Annotated in this window: 19 protein-coding genes and 1 pseudogene; 16 read left to right on the forward strand and 4 right to left on the reverse strand. The window is 52.6% G+C overall.

Going from position 1 to position 17244, the window contains the following annotated elements; translation table 11 throughout:
• The first annotated feature begins 32 nt into the window (after window positions 1-32).
• The 11 genes from urtC (at window position 33) to ACFQ1T_RS07005 (ending at window position 9125) form a co-directional block, all read left to right on the forward strand.
• Entirely contained in the window at window positions 33-1322 is a 1290-nt protein-coding gene (gene urtC, locus ACFQ1T_RS06955; RefSeq protein WP_194748368.1) for an urea ABC transporter permease subunit UrtC, read from the forward strand.
• Entirely contained in the window at window positions 1319-2062 is a 744-nt protein-coding gene (gene urtD / locus ACFQ1T_RS06960; protein WP_194748367.1) for an urea ABC transporter ATP-binding protein UrtD, read from the forward strand. Before urtC ends, urtD begins: the two co-directional genes overlap by 4 nt.
• 28 nt (window positions 2063-2090) lie before the next feature.
• A complete protein-coding gene (urtE, locus tag ACFQ1T_RS06965) occupies window positions 2091-2780 on the forward strand; it encodes an urea ABC transporter ATP-binding subunit UrtE (RefSeq protein WP_194748366.1) in 690 nt (229 codons plus the stop codon).
• 130 nt (window positions 2781-2910) lie between these two features.
• A complete protein-coding gene (locus tag ACFQ1T_RS06970; protein ID WP_379075156.1) occupies window positions 2911-3777 on the forward strand; it encodes an urease accessory protein UreD in 867 nt (288 codons plus the stop codon).
• 36 nt (window positions 3778-3813) lie between these two features.
• Window positions 3814-4116, forward strand: a complete 303-nt coding sequence (ureA, locus tag ACFQ1T_RS06975; protein ID WP_018985924.1) for an urease subunit gamma — start codon at window positions 3814-3816, stop codon at window positions 4114-4116.
• A 201-nt stretch (window positions 4117-4317) separates the two neighbouring features.
• Complete coding sequence (locus ACFQ1T_RS06980; RefSeq protein ID WP_275356077.1) at window positions 4318-4626, forward strand: urease subunit beta; 309 nt, start codon at window positions 4318-4320, stop codon at window positions 4624-4626.
• A gap of 9 nt (window positions 4627-4635) precedes the next feature.
• Complete coding sequence (gene ureC, locus ACFQ1T_RS06985) at window positions 4636-6339, forward strand: urease subunit alpha (protein ID WP_379075161.1); 1704 nt, start codon at window positions 4636-4638, stop codon at window positions 6337-6339.
• Between the two features lie 174 nt (window positions 6340-6513).
• Complete coding sequence (gene ureE, locus ACFQ1T_RS06990) at window positions 6514-7014, forward strand: urease accessory protein UreE (protein WP_275356076.1); 501 nt, start codon at window positions 6514-6516, stop codon at window positions 7012-7014.
• A complete protein-coding gene (locus ACFQ1T_RS06995) occupies window positions 7011-7709 on the forward strand; it encodes an urease accessory protein UreF (protein WP_275356074.1) in 699 nt (232 codons plus the stop codon). Before ureE ends, ACFQ1T_RS06995 begins: the two co-directional genes overlap by 4 nt.
• Window positions 7710-7738: 29 nt before the next feature.
• Window positions 7739-8392 (forward strand): urease accessory protein UreG, encoded by a 654-nt coding sequence (ureG, locus tag ACFQ1T_RS07000; RefSeq protein WP_194748484.1) that lies wholly within the window; start codon window positions 7739-7741, stop codon window positions 8390-8392.
• A gap of 169 nt (window positions 8393-8561) precedes the next feature.
• The gene (locus tag ACFQ1T_RS07005) at window positions 8562-9125 is read left to right on the forward strand and encodes a HupE/UreJ family protein (protein ID WP_379075165.1); all 564 of its coding nucleotides are present in this window, start codon (window positions 8562-8564) and stop codon (window positions 9123-9125) included.
• 10 nt (window positions 9126-9135) lie between these two features.
• Here the strand turns inward: ACFQ1T_RS07005 and ACFQ1T_RS07010 are convergent, their stop codons facing one another.
• Window positions 9136-9357 carry an antitoxin gene (locus ACFQ1T_RS07010; protein ID WP_275356071.1) on the reverse strand — a complete coding sequence of 74 codons (222 nt, stop codon included), beginning with the start codon at window positions 9355-9357 and terminating at the stop codon, window positions 9136-9138.
• Between the two features lie 190 nt (window positions 9358-9547).
• Here ACFQ1T_RS07010 and ACFQ1T_RS07015 point away from each other — a divergent pair, with 190 nt between their 5' ends.
• The 3 genes from ACFQ1T_RS07015 to ACFQ1T_RS07025 all read left to right on the forward strand — a co-directional run bounded on the left by ACFQ1T_RS07015 (window position 9548) and on the right by ACFQ1T_RS07025 (window position 11473).
• Window positions 9548-10789: a leucine-rich repeat-containing protein kinase family protein gene (locus ACFQ1T_RS07015; protein ID WP_379075169.1), complete on the forward strand. Its 1242-nt coding sequence runs from the start codon at window positions 9548-9550 to the stop codon at window positions 10787-10789.
• A gap of 113 nt (window positions 10790-10902) precedes the next feature.
• A complete protein-coding gene (locus tag ACFQ1T_RS07020) occupies window positions 10903-11205 on the forward strand; it encodes a HigA family addiction module antitoxin (protein WP_194748357.1) in 303 nt (100 codons plus the stop codon).
• A 25-nt stretch (window positions 11206-11230) separates the two neighbouring features.
• Window positions 11231-11473 carry a type II toxin-antitoxin system ParD family antitoxin gene (locus tag ACFQ1T_RS07025; protein WP_194748356.1) on the forward strand — a complete coding sequence of 81 codons (243 nt, stop codon included), beginning with the start codon at window positions 11231-11233 and terminating at the stop codon, window positions 11471-11473.
• A 9-nt stretch (window positions 11474-11482) separates the two neighbouring features.
• Here ACFQ1T_RS07025 and vapC read toward each other — a convergent pair whose 3' ends face one another.
• The 3 genes and pseudogenes from vapC to ACFQ1T_RS07040 form a co-directional block, all read right to left on the reverse strand.
• The gene (gene vapC / locus ACFQ1T_RS07030; RefSeq protein WP_379075173.1) at window positions 11483-11887 is read right to left on the reverse strand and encodes a type II toxin-antitoxin system tRNA(fMet)-specific endonuclease VapC; all 405 of its coding nucleotides are present in this window, start codon (window positions 11885-11887) and stop codon (window positions 11483-11485) included.
• A complete protein-coding gene (vapB, locus tag ACFQ1T_RS07035; protein WP_379075176.1) occupies window positions 11887-12117 on the reverse strand; it encodes a type II toxin-antitoxin system antitoxin VapB in 231 nt (76 codons plus the stop codon). The genes vapC and vapB overlap by 1 nt, the downstream gene beginning before the upstream one ends.
• A 218-nt stretch (window positions 12118-12335) precedes the next feature.
• Window positions 12336-12557 (reverse strand): annotated as a pseudogene (locus tag ACFQ1T_RS07040) (hypothetical protein); the annotation flags it as partial.
• A gap of 251 nt (window positions 12558-12808) precedes the next feature.
• Here ACFQ1T_RS07040 and ACFQ1T_RS07045 point away from each other — a divergent pair.
• Window positions 12809-16276, forward strand: coding sequence for a hybrid sensor histidine kinase/response regulator (locus ACFQ1T_RS07045; RefSeq protein WP_379075179.1), 3468 nt, complete (start codon window positions 12809-12811; stop codon window positions 16274-16276).
• Window positions 16273-17205 carry a response regulator gene (locus ACFQ1T_RS07050; RefSeq protein WP_379075182.1) on the forward strand — a complete coding sequence of 311 codons (933 nt, stop codon included), beginning with the start codon at window positions 16273-16275 and terminating at the stop codon, window positions 17203-17205. Before ACFQ1T_RS07045 ends, ACFQ1T_RS07050 begins: the two co-directional genes overlap by 4 nt.
• Window positions 17206-17244 lie beyond the last annotated feature (39 nt).

Here is a 17244-nt window from a genome sequence, read left to right on the forward strand (position 1 = left end):
TAGAATCAACGCATCAATAGAGGAGATTTTTGATGACATTATGGGAAAAAATGAAAGCCAGTCCTGTGCTGGGTGGTAAGGAAGGCGTGATCGGCCTGGCTGCGCTGGCCGCCCTGATCTTCGTCGTGTTGCCACTGGGGGTAGATATTTTCCGCCTCAACCTGATTGGTAAATACCTGACCTACGCCTTTGTCGCCGTCGGCCTGGTGATGTTATGGGGGCATGGCGGTATTTTGAGTCTGGGCCAGGGCATCTTCTTCGGTCTGGGGGGCTATGCGATGGCGATGTTCCTCAAGCTGGAAGCGTCCGATCCAGAAACCACTAAAATCCAGTCTACGCCAGGCATTCCTGACTTTATGGACTGGAACCAGCTCACCGCCTTGCCATGGTTCTGGGAGCCGTTCAAAAGCCTACCCTTCACGCTGATTGCCGTACTCACCGTGCCAGCCATCTTTGCCTACATCATCGGTTATGCCATGTTCAAGCGTCGTGTGGGTGGGGTGTATTTCTCCATCATCACGCAAGCGATTGCCCTGATCCTGAGTATCCTGATTGTTGGTCAGCAAGGCTATACCGGTGGTGTGAACGGGATGACAGACCTGCGTACCATGTTGGGCTGGGATATTCGCACCGATTCTGCGAAATATATCCTGTACTACGTGAACGGTTTGTTGCTGTTCGGGGCGATCTTCCTGTCCAAATACATCATGAGCAGCAAGTTCGGTATGTTGTTGCTAGCCATGCGCGACAAAGAAGAGCGGGTACGCTTCTCTGGTTACGACGTTTCCAACTTTAAAATCTTTATCTTCTGCCTGGCGGCGATGATGTCTGCCGTTGGTGGTGCAATGTTTACCTTGCAAGTGGGCTTTATGTCACCGTCCTTTGTCGGCATTGTGCCTTCGATTGAAATGGTGATTTTCTGTGCCGTGGGTGGGCGTGCCTCGCTGATTGGCGCCGTATATGGCACCTTGCTGGTTAACTACGGTAAAACCGTGTTTTCAGAAACCTATCCAGAGTTGTGGTTGTTCCTCATGGGTGGCCTGTTTATCTCTGTGGTGATGTTCTTCCCGAATGGCCTGGCTGGTATCTGGGACAACCTGGCGACCAAATATGGCTGGTTCAAAGACAAGGCTGACGCAAAAAAGCCTGAGGTAAGTACTTCTGAGGTAGAAGCACAAGCAGTACTTACCGAATCTTCAACCACGGGCGCCGTAACCTCTACCGAAGCGGGCGTCAAGAAAACATCACGTAAGAAAGCGGCGGCCAGCACTGATCAGCCGTCCGCGATCGAAAGCAACAAAATGAGAGGAGCAGAAGCATGAGTAATACCGACTTCGTCTTGGCAGTAGAAGACCTGACCGTCTCCTTCGATGGCTTTAAAGCGGTGGATAGCCTCACCATGTATATCGACAAAAACGAACTGCGTGTGCTGGTGGGGCCTAACGGCGCCGGCAAGACCACGGTGCTCGACCTGATTTGCGGTAAAACCAAATCCACAGCCGGTTCAATCAAGTTTAAAAACACTGAATTGACCAAGCTGTCCGAGCACGAAATTGTGCGTTCCGGCGTCGGCCGCAAGTTTCAGAACCCGTCCATTTATGAAAACCTCACGGTTTACCAAAACCTGGAAGTGTCTTACCCGAAAGGCCGCGGCGTGTTTGGCAGCCTGACCTTCAAACGGACACAAGAGGTGGAAGACCGTGTACGCAAAGTGGCGGCAGACATCATGTTGACCGAGTTTCTTGAGATGGAATCTGCCTTGCTCAGTCACGGCCAGAAACAATGGCTGGAAATCGGCATGTTGCTCATGCAAGAGCCTGAGCTGTTGATGCTGGATGAACCTGTGGCAGGCATGAGCGCCAAGGAGCGCGACCAGACCGCCGATTTGCTCAACCGCATCTGCCAGAACCGCTCGGTGATTGTGATCGAGCACGATATGGAGTTTGTGAAGAAAATTGCGCACAAGGTGACAGTACTGCATCAGGGAAAAATCCTCGCTGAGGGGCCGATGGAGAAAGTCCAGGCAGACGAAAAAGTCATCGAAGTGTATTTAGGACATTAATTGGATTAGGCCATTCAAGGAGCACAGCATGTTTGAAATTGAAAATTTGCAGGTGAGTTATGGCCAAAGTCAGGTCATTCATGGCCTGAATTTCAAAGCCAACAAAAACGAAACACTGGCCATCATGGGCCGCAACGGCATGGGTAAAACCACGCTGTTCAAATCGCTGATGGGCATTTTGCCAAGCAAAGCCAGTAAAGCCACCGTCGATGGGGTCGATCTGCAAGGCTCAGCCACCCATGAACGCGTCATGAAGGGGCTGGCCTATGTGCCACAAGGCCGCTGGATTTTTCCGAACATGACCGTGCAGGAAAACATTGAAACTGGTCTCGAGAAGTCAGCTTCAGGCGAGATCCCGGATGATATTTTTGCGTTGTTCCCGGTGTTGCATGAAATGCGTAAACGCAAGGGCGGTAACCTGTCCGGTGGTCAGCAGCAGCAATTGGCGATTGCCCGCGCGCTGGTGACCAATCCAAAAGTATTACTGCTGGATGAGCCGACCGAAGGGATTCAACCGTCCATCATCAAGGACATCGCCAAGGTGCTCAACGAAATCCGCAAAATGCGTGAAATCACCATCATCGTCTCCGAGCAGGTGTTGAGCTTCACCATGGAAGTGGCAGACCGCATTATCGTCATTGATAAAGGCCGCTTTATCCATGAAGATACCCGCGACAACGTGGATGCAGCTAAAGTAAAAAGTTATTTGTCTGTATAAGTGCTTTTTTAGCCACAGAGGACACGGAGAGCACAGAGCAAAACGAATTTGCCGTTCCTCTGTGTGCTGTGTCCTCTGTGGCAAGCATTAAAAAGTAATATTCCTGATTTGACTGTGGCATGATGCCGTTATGGATGATTTAAAGCATACGCCACCATCGCTAGCGCAAACGATCGCAACAAAACACTGGCAAGCCCGATTAGAGCTTGGCTTTGCCAAGCGTGAAGCACGTTCTTACCTGGCACACCGCTTACATAAAGGCCCGTTGGTGGTGCAAAAAAGCCTGCATCCTGAAGGCGAAGCCATTTGCCATGCCGTCATTGTGCATCCGCCTGGCGGGGTGGCGGGGGGCGATGCGCTGCATTTGCAAGTGCACGTGGGGGAGGGCGCAAACGCCTTGCTGACCACCCCCGGCGCTGGCAAGTGGTATAAGGCCAATGGCACGATGGCTACACAAACGCTGCATTTTCAGCTGGCGTCCGGCAGTGGCCTCGAGTGGCTGCCGCAAGAAAATATCCTGTTTGATGCCGCTGAAGTTGGTTTTCATGCCGAGATTGATCTGGCGGGCGATGCCACCCTTGCGGCGTGGGACATCGTCTGTTTGGGCCGTCAGGCGCAGCAGGAAAGCTGGCAGACCGGCGCCTATCAGCTCAATCAGCGCATCCGTCGCGCTGGCCGCTTGATCTGGAATGAACGCGCCTGCATGCACGCTAACGACTTCTTAAAAAGCAGCCCTGTTGGCCTGGCTGGGTCGGTGGTGTTCGGTACTTTTCTGGTGTGTGCCGGGGCCGTGCCCGCAGAGGTGCTGCAAGCTTGTCGCGAGATTACTTTGCCTGATGCCAACACTGGCGTGACCGCTTTGCCAGAGGTGTTATGTATCCGTTATGTTGGCCAGGCCTCACAGCAGGCTAGGCAGTATTTTGAGCAGTGCTGGCAGTTACTGCGGCCATGGTATTATCAAAAAGACGCAGTCAGACCGCGGATTTGGAATACATAAGCTGCGTGCATAAAAATATAGTCAGAGAACAATCCTATGGAATTAACTCCCAGAGAAAAAGACAAGTTATTGATATTTACCGCGGCCTTGCTGGCTGAACGGCGCAAGGCGCGTGGCTTGAAACTGAATTATCCTGAGGCGGTGGCATTTATTTCCGCCGCCATTATGGAAGGTGCGCGTGACGGTAAAACCGTGGCCGAGCTGATGAGCTATGGCACCACGCTATTGAACCGCGATGAGGTGATGGAAGGCGTGCCGGAAATGATCCCGGATATACAAATCGAAGCCACCTTCCCAGACGGTACCAAGCTGGTGACGGTGCATCATCCGATTCCCTAATAGATACAAAAAATTAAACCGCCGATAAACGCCGATGCACGCCGATAAAATCAATATCATCTTTGGCCAGCACTGGTTTTGGAGTGGTGGGTTTGTGTAAACACCCTGTCGAAACCGGATGCACAAAATATCGGCGTTTATCTGCGTATATCGGCGGTAAAAAAAGGTATTAAGAATGCATATTAAAAACGAGGAAAGCATATGATTCCCGGCGAAATGCAGGTCGCAGCAGGCGACATCGAATTAAATGTTGGGCGTGAAACGGTCACGCTGGATGTGGCCAATACCGGTGACCGGCCGATTCAGGTCGGGTCGCATTACCATTTTTATGAGACCAACGATGCCTTGTCGTTTGATCGGGCGCTGGCTTATGGTTATCGCCTGAATATTGCGGCGGGTACTGCGGTGCGGTTTGAGCCGGGGCAGACCCGTACCGTGCAATTGGTCAAACTGGCGGGTGCGCGCAAAGTGTATGGCTTTGCTGGCCGCGTAATGGGCGCCTTAAAGTAGGGAGTAGCAATGACAGTGAAAATGGATAAACGCGCATACGCGGAAATGTTTGGCCCCACCGTGGGGGACAAGGTCAGGCTAGCCGACACCGAGTTGTGGGTAGAAGTCGAACAGGATTTCACCATTTATGGTGAAGAGGTCAAGTTTGGTGGCGGCAAAGTCATTCGTGACGGCATGGGCCAAGGCCAGGGGCTGGCCGCCGAAGTGGCGGATACCGTTATCACCAACGCGCTGATTATCGACCACTGGGGCATCGTCAAGGCCGACATCGGCATCAAGGGCGGTTATATTTCTGCCATCGGCAAAGCCGGCAACCCGGATATCCAGCCCGGCGTGACCATTGCCATAGGCGCGGGCACCGAGGTGATTGCCGGCGAAGGCATGATCATCACGGCCGGCGGCATTGATACCCATATCCACTTTATTTGCCCGCAACAGATTGAAGAAGCCCTGATGTCTGGCGTCACCACCATGATAGGCGGCGGCACCGGGCCTGCGACCGGCACCTTTGCGACTACCTGTACGCCCGGCCCCTGGCACATTCACCGTATGTTGCAGTCAGCCGATGCTTTCCCCATGAACCTGGGCTTTTTAGGCAAGGGCAATGCCAGCCTGCCTGAACCGCTCAGAGAGCAAGTACGCGCCGGGGTCATCGGCCTCAAGTTGCATGAAGACTGGGGCACCACGCCCGCCGCGATTGATAACTGCCTGAGTGTGGCGGATGAAATGGATATCCAGGTTGCGATCCACTCCGATACCCTGAATGAGTCCGGCTTTGTTGAGACCACCATAGGCGCGTTCAAGGGCCGCACCATCCATACCTTCCATACCGAAGGCGCGGGCGGTGGCCATGCGCCAGATATTATCAAGGCGGCCAGCCAACCCAATGTGCTGCCATCCTCTACAAACCCGACGCGGCCATTTACCGTCAACACTATAGATGAGCATCTGGATATGCTCATGGTGTGTCACCATCTGGACCCGGCGATTGCCGAGGATATTGCCTTTGCCGAAAGTCGTATCCGTCGTGAGACCATCGCTGCCGAAGATATTTTTCATGACCTGGGCGCATTTTCCATGATGTCATCCGACTCCCAAGCCATGGGCCGTGTCGGTGAAGTGATTATCCGCACCTGGCAAACTGCGCACAAAATGAAAATCCAGCGCGGGCCATTGGCTGAAGATGCGGCGGGCAACGACAACTTCCGCGTCAAACGCTATATCGCCAAATACACCATCAACCCGGCGCTGACACATGGTATCAGTCATGTGGTCGGCTCGATCGAGGTCGGCAAGCTGGCTGACCTGGTGGTGTGGAAACCCGCCTTCTTTGGCGTGAAGCCATTTACCATTATCAAGGGGGGCATGATTGCCGCGGCAGCGATGGGGGATCCTAACGCCTCTATCCCGACGCCACAGCCCGTGCATTATCGCCCTATGTTTGGTGCCTATGGCGGCGGTCTCAAAACCGCCCTGACCTTTGTCTCGCAAGCCGCGCTCGAAAATCCTGAAATTAAAGCGCTCGGTCTGCAAAAGCCATTGGTAGCGGTCAAAGGCACGCGCGACGTTAAAAAGTCTGACATGGTGCATAACACCTGGATGCCCAAGATAGACGTGGACCCGGAAACCTATGAAGTGCTGGCAGACGGGATGCCGCTGGTGTGTGAACCGGCAGAGGTGCTGCCGATGGCACAACGCTATTTCCTGTTCTAGTTTCAGGTGAATATAGAACAAGGCACTTTAACCGCCGATGAACGCAGGTGCACGCCGATAAAAGCTAAAAAATCATTCTGGCTTTGAAGTAACATCGGCGTTTATCTGCGTTCATCGGCGGATAAGCAAGAATGACTTTTTTGCTGATTTGCGGCAACGATAAAGTATTTAAACATGATCCATTTAACCGAACGCATCGCCCTCAGTGGGCATATTGACGACACGCTGGAGCTGCCGTTTGACCAGCGCCAGAAAAGCCGTTTGCGCGTGACCTTGGCTTCTGGCCGCGAAGCTGCGCTGTTTTTATCGCGCGGCCTGATTCTGCGTGGCGGCGATTTGATCCAGTCTGAAGACGGCAGTGTGGTGGTGCAGATCGTGGCGGCGCAGGAGCCGGTGTATAACGTCATTGCACCGACGCCACGTGACTTGATGCGCGCCGCCTATCATCTGGGCAACCGCCATGTGCCACTGCAAATTGGCGATGGCTGGCTACGGCTGGAGCAAGATTACGTGTTGCGTGACATGCTGCTTGGCCTGGGCATGCAAGTGAGTGAAGTCCAGGCGCCGTTTGAGCCGGAGGCCGGGGCCTATGGCGGCGGTCACCGGCATGGGCATGATGAGGATAGTTTGCAAGCGTTGCGCCCACGCGTGAAAAGCGGGCAGGGCAGCGAATGAGTGTCAGCCCGTTAAACGCGAGTCTGGCCCTCAGTCGCTTGCTGCAGCTGGCCAGCCCGCTGCTGCCTGTGGGGGCTTATTGTTACTCGCAAGGGCTGGAGTGGGCGATTGAATCCGGTCAGGTCAAGGATGTGCCGAGCGCACAAGCCTGGATAGGCGATAGCTTGCAGGTGTATCAGGCGCGTTTCGAGTTGCCGGTGCTCTACCGCTTGTATCAAGCCTGGCAAGCCGATGACCTGGCGCAAGTGCAGGCGTGGGATGATTTTTACCAGGCAGGCCGCGATACCGCCGAAGGCTATGCTGAAACCCGGCAAATGGGCTATTCACTACGTCGCCTGCTGTCCGAACTCAAAGACACGCCACCTGCGTTAGTGGCAAAACTCAACACCCTGACGAGCCCGGCATTCCCCACCATGTATGCCGCCATCGCCCAACACTGGCAGATTGCGCCAGAGCACATGTTGCATGGCTACGCCTGGGGCTGGTGTGAAAATCAGGCCAGCGCCGCCATGAAAACCGTGCCGCTGGGCCAAGTGGCCGGGCAGACCATTTTACTGGCGCTAGGTGAACAACTGCCGCAAGTGGTCGCCAGCGCCATGGCCCTGCCAGATGAAGAGATGAGTAACTTTAATCCATTGCTGAGTATCGCGGGCTGTTTGCACGAGACCCAGTACAGCCGTTTGTTCAGGTCATAACCTGTTTGTTAAAGAGCGTTTAACCCATGATGAAAATACATACCCAATTTGATAGCCCCATGCCTGAAGTCACCGAGTTCAAAGAGCCGCTGCGCGTGGGCATTGGTGGCCCGGTGGGCTCCGGCAAAACCGCCCTGACCCTGGCGCTGTGCCAGCGTTTGCGCGAGGTATATAACATTGCCGTGGTCACCAACGATATTTACACCAAAGAAGATGCCGAATTTTTAACCCGCAACGAAGCGCTGGTGCCAGAACGCATCATCGGTGTGGAAACCGGCGGCTGTCCGCATACCGCCATCCGCGAAGACGCTTCCATGAACCTCGAAGCGGTGATGCAACTGAGCAAACGTTTTCAGACGCTGGATATTGTGTTTGTCGAAAGTGGTGGCGATAACCTGGCCGCCACCTTCAGCCCCGAATTGTCCGACCTCACCATTTATGTGATTGATGTCGCCGCCGGGGAGAAAATCCCGCGCAAAGGTGGCCCCGGTATTACCAAATCTGATTTGCTCGTGATTAACAAAATAGACCTGGCCCCTATGGTGGGCGCCTCGCTCGAAGTGATGGACCGCGACGCCAAGAAGATGCGCGGCGAGAAACCGTTTATTTTCAGTAATTTGAAGACGGGGCAGGGATTAGAAGAAATTGTCAGGTTCATCGAAAAACAAGGCCTGATGTTGTAGTAAATGGCTGCGCGGGCAAATTGCGGCGTTGCGCGGTACGCGAAATCCTCATGTACTTCATGTACATTCCGGTTTCTGTGTTCCGGGCGCCTTGCACTTTATCCCGCTCGCTCATTTACGATCAAACAGGGTTAATAACAAAACCATATATTCAGCTGGAGAAGATTCAATGAAAAAAAGTATTCTTTTATTTTTAGGTGCGCTCGCAGCTTCAACCAGCGCCGTTGCCCATCCCGGCCACGGCCTGGAATCTGGCTTTGCCGCTGGCTTCATGCATCCATTCAGTGGCTGGGATCATCTCTTGGTCATGTTCGCATTGGGGATCTGGGCCGCACGCCGTCCGGCCGCGCAAGGCTGGCAGTTGCCTGTGCTGTTTGTGACTGTGATGGCCATCTCTGCGTCATTCGCCATGGCCTGGCTGCCGGTTGCATTGGCTGAAACTCTGGTGACGGCCAGTGTGGTGGTGATGGGCTTATTGTTGGTAAGCAATTTTAAACTGAACCGCGCCGTACAAATAGGCGTCGTCAGCATCGCTGCCGCGGCGCATGGCTATTTGCATGGCATGGAAATCGGCAACCAGTGGTCAGGCCTGGCGGGCATGGTGCTGGCAACCGCTGTGCTGCATGGCTTAGGCTGGGTATTGGGCCGCCAGACCCATCCACAATTTCAAAGCGCCACGCAATTACTGGGCGGCTTGATGCTGGGCTTTGGCGCTGTGTGGATGTTGGCTTAAAACAGGTTGATTACGCGCTAATATCTGCAAGCGCACGAATAAAGTCGTCGTCAAATTGATTTAGCGCTTCCATCAGCCTATCCCCTCTGTTAGGTTTGATGGGGTGTATCACCAGATCACCATTGTCTGCACGGCTTATTTCAACTTGTTGAACATCTAATTGGAAAGCTCGTGGAATGTGCACGGCCTGGCTATTCCCATTATTAAAAACACGCGTTTTTAAGGTTTGCATAAACGTTCCCCTCGTTAATTTAACTGTGTACAAGAGATTGTATGTATTTTAAAAGCGGGTGGAGATAATGCAACCTCTGGTTGTAAGAGACTAGTCTAGGTTTTTTGTCGCCGCTGAATCTCCTGGCCGAGATGAAAATCTGCAAAGTAATTGAAGTAACATAGCGCATCCATAAAATACATGCATTGTGATGACACCCACCCCAGCGCCCGACGACACTCTCGCTCAACTCAAGGCAGGCAAACTTCAAGGGGCTAAACAGCTCAAATTAAGTGCGCAGTTAACGCAGTTCCCCGCTGAGATTTTTGACGTAGCCGATAGCCTGGAAATCCTGGACTTGTCCGGCAATGCGCTCACTGACTTGCCTAGTGATTTAAGCAGCCTGAAAAAACTGCGCATTCTGTTTTGCTCAAACAACCAGTTTACGCACCTGCCAGAAGTGCTGGGCCAATGCGAAAACCTAAGCATGATTGGTTTTAAAGCCAACCAGATCAAACACATCCCGGAAGCCGCCATCCCCACCCACACCTTACGCTGGTTTATCGTCACCGATAACGCATTAAGTAGGGTGCCTCATGCCTTGGGTGAGTGCAGCAAACTGCAAAAACTCATGCTGGCAGGTAACCAGCTCATCAGCTTGCCCGCCAGCCTGGCAAATTGCCACGCCTTAGAGTTATTGCGGATTTCTGCCAACCAGTTTGAGGCCTTGCCCGAATTTTTATTCGACCTACCCAAACTCACCTGGCTGGCCTATGCTGGCAATCCCTTTTGTAACGCCATCGAGCAAGCGTTAATCAGCCAACATCATATACAGCATATCGATTGGCAAACCCTCACGCTACAACAGGTCTTAGGTGAAGGCGCCTCTGGCGTTACCTACCAGGCGGTAATGCAAAATAAAAACGTGCAAGAGTCTGTGGCAGTAAAACTCTTCAAGAGTGGCCTCACCAGCGACGGCCTGCCACGCTGTGAAATGCATGCCAATATGCTGGCCGGCGAGCACCCCAATTTAGTCGGCGTTAAAGGCGTGATACACAATCACCCGCAAGGCATTGATGGCTTGGTCATGCCGCTACTCGACGCCCATTTAAAAGTGCTGGCAAAGCCCCCCAGCTATGAAAGCTGCACACGCGATGTCTACGCGGATGACTTAACACTCACGCCACAACAAGCCGAATTTATTTTAAAAGGCATCACGCAAGCCGCAGAGCATCTACATGCCCATGGCCTCATGCACGGCGATTTATACGCGCATAATATTTTGTGGGGGCCTGAAAAGGTCGTGTTGAGCGATTTGGGCGGTGCTTCTTTTTTACCTGTAGATAACCCGGCACTTACGCAAAAAATACTGCAACTGGAGGCTAGGGCATTAGCGGTGTTTGCGGAAGAGTTGGCAGCGGTTGTGAGTAATAGCGGTGGAGGGGTAATCTAGGGATAATCCATTTTGCGCATATCCGTAAAATGCTATGCTACAGAGATAGAAGACTGCATTCGTTCAGGGGTAACGGATGTTGAAATTGTGGATTACCGCAAATAGGAGCAATGATGACACCAAGTAAATTAAGGCCCATCCATGCAGGTGAGATTCTTCGCGAAGAGTTTTTGGCTCCCCTGGGCATGACCCCGCACGCGCTGGCAATGCAGTTGCGAGTACCCGCGCCACGCATCAACGATATTGTGCGCGAAAAAAGAGGCATCACGGCGGATACCGCCCTCAGGCTGGCAAGGTTTTTTAATACCACCCCGCAGTTTTGGTTAAACCTGCAAACCGCCTACGATTTAAAAATTGCTGAAAACACGTTAAGCGAAAAAATTAATCTTGAAGTGCCGCAGTTACAAGCGGCGTGAGCTTGAAAAGTGAAAAGGTTTAGTTATGGCACTCGTTCGCAAAACCATCACCTTGACCGCCCAGAAAAATAGCTGGATTAAAGCGCAAATTGAAAGCGGTCAGTATACCAACGACAGCGAATATATCCGGGACCTGATCCGCAAAGAGCAAGAGCGCACAGTCCAAGTTGAAGACCTCAGAAAAGCATTGATTGAAGGCGAAAACAGTGGTGAGCCACAACCGTTTGATGCCGCGGCATTTAAACAACGCATGTTCACCAATGGCTAACTAAATGGTTTATTGATTGAGCCAATCTGCTAATTTCAGCCTATCCACCCGCGCAAACTCTTTAGTGTTATTAGTCACCAGCGTCACATCCAAGCTCAAAGCATGTGCCGCAATCATGGTGTCCAGCGGTCCAATGGGTGTGCCTTGTTTTTCCAAGCTGGCACGTAAAGACCCATAATACAGTGTAGCCGCTTCGTCAAAATCGGCTATTTCCAGCGGCAGTACAAACGCATCTAGCGCTGCTTGGTTCGCTTCTCGCTGTTGGCTTTTCGCCACACCATAACGCAACTCAGCCAAAGTGACAGTCGAGATGCCAATATCGCCAATTTGATACGCCTCAAACTGCAGCAAAACAGCAGGCGGCTTCTGCTTGATAATTGCAATACAGATATTGGTATCCAGCATCAACTTCATTAAAACAAATCCTCGCGGCTTTGCTGTTCTGGCTGGGCACGCTCAGACATAAAATCATCGCTAAATTTGTCTAAGCTACTAAATAAGGCATCCCAAGAATGGTTGGCGGGAATCAATACTACCGCATTGCCCGATCGCTTGATAAACACCTCATCGCCGTCAAACCTAAACTCTTTGGGCAAACGTACCGCCTGGCTTTGACCATTTTGAAAAAGTTTAGCTGTTTTCATCATTGCCACCTTTGAAGTATATATTTTAAGTATATATTAAAATGGATCAAAATCAACGGCCACACCGCCATATATCGAGTACATTTCCGATACATCTTTGCCATCAATCAAAACCGATCCCATCGGTTTAACCAGCAACTGAGGCATACACAGTTTTGTCCGGCATTACGCTGTATTTCAGGCATGCAAGAAGACATTACAAAGTATCAATGCAATCTTCTTCGAGACACCATTGCAATAGGAATATTGCTTTTGTAGTAGAGGATGTAATCCGCACGCTTGCGCTCACCTCGGCTGTGCAATTTACCGCGCACAATGATGCGACCATTAGTAAAACTGACTTCTTCACGTACTTGCGTTTGAATATCCCAGCCGGCTTGTTGAATAGCAGGGGTGATGAATTTGGTACAAATGTCGCGCTCAGACAGCTTTTGACTCACCTTATCCCCCTTGCTTGATTTTTTTGCATCTTAGCAAAATTAAAGGTGATTGAGGGCTAATGTATGGGGTTTCATGCCTTAGTGTAAAGCGACCGGGCAGTTTTAATGGATGGTGACGCAGGCATCTGTGGGTTTGCATTTTGATTCCTACGTCAATTAACGTAGTGATTGCATGAGCGAACTCTCCTAGTATATGCTCGGGAAAAGCTGGCCTTGTTCCCCGCTTGGCTATTGATACTAAGGATTGTTGATTGTCTAACCCGTCCGTAACCGGATTTACCACCGAACCAGAGACCGCTACACGCGCTGAGCCGATTCAGCGGATCGTGAAAATTCGTCGCGACTATAACAGTTGGGTCGCGAATGAAACCATTGAGGATTATGCCTTGCGCTATACGCCGCGGGCGTTTCGTAAGTGGTCTATTCTGCGTGTCTCTAATACGGCGCTGGGGGCGATTTCGTTTTTGGTGCTGGAGGCGATTGGCGGCACCATTACCATCAACTATGGCTTTCAGAACGCCTTGTGGGCGATTATGGCGGTGGGCCTGATTATCTTTTTAACCGGGTTGCCGATCAGTTATTACGCGGCCAAGTATGGCCTGGATATGGACCTGCTGACGCGCGGGGCGGGCTTTGGCTATATTGGCTCGACCATCTCGTCGTTTATTTATGCCTCGTTCACCTTTATCCTGTTTTCGCTGGAAGCGGCGATTATGGGCTATGCGCTCGAATTGTATTTTCATTTGCCGCTTTATCTGGGGTATCTGGTCAGTGCGCTGATTGTGATTCCGTTGGTCACGCATGGGGTGACGCTGATCAGCCGCATTCAGATGATCACGCAGCCGCTGTGGATTGCGCTGATGCTGCTGCCTTTTTTTGCGATTTTCAAGATGGATCCGGGCGTGATTGACCGGTTGAGTCATTTTGCCGGGATCTCGCCTGAGGGCGGGCATTTTAACTGGGTGATGTTTGGTGCGGCGACGGCGGTGGGCGTGGCGTTGATCCCGCAGATTGGCGAGCAGGTGGACTTTTTGCGCTTTATGCCGATGCGCAATAAAGAAAACTACTGGCGCTGGAATCTGGGTGTGCTGATGGCGGGGCCGGGCTGGGTGGTGCTGGGCATGCTCAAAATGCTGGCGGGGGCCTTGCTGGCTTACCTGGTGTTTAACCGCGATATGCCTTTAAGTTCGGCGGTGAATCCAACGCATATGTACTGGATTGGCTTTGAGCATGTGTTCAGCAATCACCATGTGGCGCTGGCGGTGACGGCGCTATTTGTCTGTGTGTCGCAGCTTAAGGTGAATATGACCAATGCCTATGCCGGCTCGCTGGCGTGGTCTAACTTTTTTGCCCGGCTGACGCATAGCCACCCTGGCCGCATTGTGTGGGTGGCGTTTAACGTGATGATTGCCATTGTGCTGATGGAGCTCAATGTGTTTCAGGCGCTGGAAGAGATTCTAGGCCTGTATGCCAATGTGGCGATTGCCTGGATTGCGGCGGTGGTGGCGGATCTGGTGATCAATAAACCGCTGGGGTTGAGCCCCAAGGGCATCGAGTTTAGACGCGCTTATTTGTATGACATTAACCCGGTGGGCGTGGGCGCCATGTTTATTGCCTCGGCGGTGTCGATTGCGGCGTACACTGGGGCGATGGGCGTGGTGGCGCAGTCATTCTCTACGTTTATTTCGTTGATCACTGCGCTGGTGATGTCACCGCTGATTGCCTGGTGGACCCAGGGCAAGTATTACCTGGCCAGACCACGGCCTAAGTATTTGCAGCCAACCAAGACCCAGCGCTGCGTGATTTGCGAGCGTGAATATGAAATGAATGACATGGCGCATTGTCCGGCGTATGGCGGCGCAATTTGCTCGTTATGCTGCTGCCTCGATGCGCGCTGTCATGACGCATGCAAGCCGCAAGCGCGGCTCAGTGCGCAGTGGGAGGCGTTAAATAAACGCTTTTTGCCGCAGCGCTTGTGGCCACACCTGAATGGCGGCGTGGCGCATTTTCTGTTGTTGATGGTGATTGCGGTGGTGCTGTTTGGTGCCACCATCGGGTTGATTTACCTGCATGATGCCTTGACCATCGGCCGCGAATATCCCGAGCTGATGCGTCACTTCAGGTTGGGCTATTTGAAGATTTTTGTTGCCTTGCTGTTTTTGGGCGGCATTGTCGCTTGGTGGCTGGTGCTGACCTCGGCCAGCCGCCGGGTGGCACAGGAAGAGTCCAACCGGCAAACCGGTTTGTTGCTTGAAGAGATCGAGTCGCACAAAAAAACCGATGCCCAGTTACAAAAGGCGCGCCGACTGGCGGAAGAAGCCAACCAGGCCAAGAGCCGCTACATTACCGGTATTAGCCATGAGTTGCGCACACCGTTGAACAGTATTCTGGGCTATGCACAGTTGCTCACTAACGATGCCAGCATCCCTGAGCACCGCAAGCAGGCGATTAAAACCATCAGCCGCGGCGGCGAGCATTTGCTGTCATTGATTGAGAGCACGCTGGATATTGCCCGCATTGAAAGCGGCAAAATGACCTTTGATGTCAAACCGCTGCATTTCCCCGAGTTTATCGACCAGATTGTCAGCATGTTTGAAATTCAGGCCCAGAACAAAGGCTTGGCGTTTATTTTTGAAAAGCAGGGTAATTTGCCCGAGTACGTGCGGGCAGACCACAAGCGCCTGATGCAGATTTTGGTCAATATCGTCGGTAATGCTGTCAAGTTCACCAGGCAGGGCAGCGTCACGTTCCGGGTCAGTTATGCGCGTGAGATTGCACAAATTGATATTCAAGATACCGGGCCTGGCATCGCGCCCAATGAGGTGGAAAAAATCTTTGAGCCGTTTGAGCGCGGTAGTGCGGCCGATGTGGTTGGCATTGGTGGCACCGGCCTGGGCCTGACCATCAGCAAATTGTTGACGCAGTTGATGGGCGGCGAAATGCAGTTCGACAGTGTGCTCGGGCAGGGGACGCGTTTTGAAATCCGGCTGTTTTTGCCGCAGATCCGTGAAACCGCACATCTCTCTAAAAAGGCTGTACGCCAGCGGCTGGGCTACGAAGGCCCGGCCAGAACCATACTGGTGGTCGATAATGAAGAAGTCGACCGCCAGTTATTGCGACACACCTTGCAACCACTGGGTTTTATTGTGCATGAAGCCGCCAATGGTCAGGCCTGCGTCAATCAATACCAGATGCTTAAGGCGGATGCCATCTTAATGGACTTGGCGATGCCGGTCATGGATGGCTGGGAGGCTGCCTATATCATTCGTCAGGTGCATCACGCACAGCTGCCGATTGCGATTGTGTCGGCCAATGCCTATGATCGTAACCTGGATAATCAGGCCAAGATTCCGGCGCGCGACTTTTTTGTGAAGCCGGTGAACCTCGAAGAGGTGCTGGACTGGATAGGTCATCAGTTAAACCTGACCTGGCGTTATGAGGATAGCGAGGGCCCCGCACCGGCGTTAGCCGCCCCTGTGCTGGCGCCGCAAGCGGGAGATGAGATTACGGCCACGCCTGCGGAAGCGATTCCGCAGGTGTTGCTGGATAACCTGGTGCAGTTTGCCCGCATGGGCTATGTCAAAGGCGTGCGCGAGGTGCTGGCCACACTGAGCCGCGAGCATCCGCAACATCAAACATTTATTTACGCACTGCAACAGGCCATGGAACGCTTTGATTTTGCTAAACTGCTGCGCTTGATTGAGGAGTATGCCAAATGACCAGTCCCAGCCATACCGTGCTAATTGTGGATGATGTGCCAGAGAATCTGGCCTATCTGCACGACGCGCTGGATGAGTCAGGTTATCAAGTGCTGGTGGCCAATTCTGGCGAGATGGCCTTGCAAATTGCACACCTGATGCAGCCGCAAGTGATTTTTATGGATGCCATGATGCCCGGAATGGACGGCTTTGCCACCTGCCGTCGGATTAAAGCCGCAGCAGAAACCCAGCATATCCCGGTCATCTTTATGACTGGCTTGACCGAAGTGGAGCATGTGACCATGGCGTTTGATGCCGGTGGTGTGGATTATGTCACTAAGCCGGTCAGGCCGGCAGAAGTGTTGGCCCGCCTCAAGGCGCATGTGCAAAATGCCACCAGAATGCATCAGGCCACCTCGGCGCTGGATGCCTTTGGTCAGGCGACCATTGCCATCTTGCCCGGCGACAAACGCCTGATATGGCAAACCCCGCTGGCCAAACAATATCTGGAGCACTACTTTGCCGAATGGGCTGCCAAAGAAGCCTATCATACGGTGCAAACTTTGCCGCCCATGATTTACCAATGGCTGGAAAACTGTGTGCAACAGTTCTCCGAAGGCCAGTCCATGCAGACGCTGAATGTGAATCAGGGCAATGCCCGCCTGAGTCTGACGGTGGCCAATACCAGTGAAGAGCAATGGGTGGTGGTGTTGCGTGAGTATTCGGACGAGGCACAGATCGAATCCTTGGGCAAGCTGTTTCAACTCACCAAGCGTGAATCCGAGGTGTTGTACTGGACGGTGAAAGGCAAAACCAACAAGGATGTGGGCGAGATTTTAGGCACCAGCCCGCGCATGATCAACAAACATCTTGAGCATGTGTTTCAGAAGCTGGGGGTTGAAACCAGAACTGCAGCTGCTTCGCTGGTCGCCTCAAAAATCAAATTTTAGCGAGCTGGCAGGCGAGTCATCGTTGCCAGCCGCATGTCG

Source organism: Methylophilus glucosoxydans (genome assembly GCF_042676145.1).
Classification (GTDB): Bacteria; Pseudomonadota; Gammaproteobacteria; order Burkholderiales; family Methylophilaceae; genus Methylophilus; species Methylophilus glucosoxydans.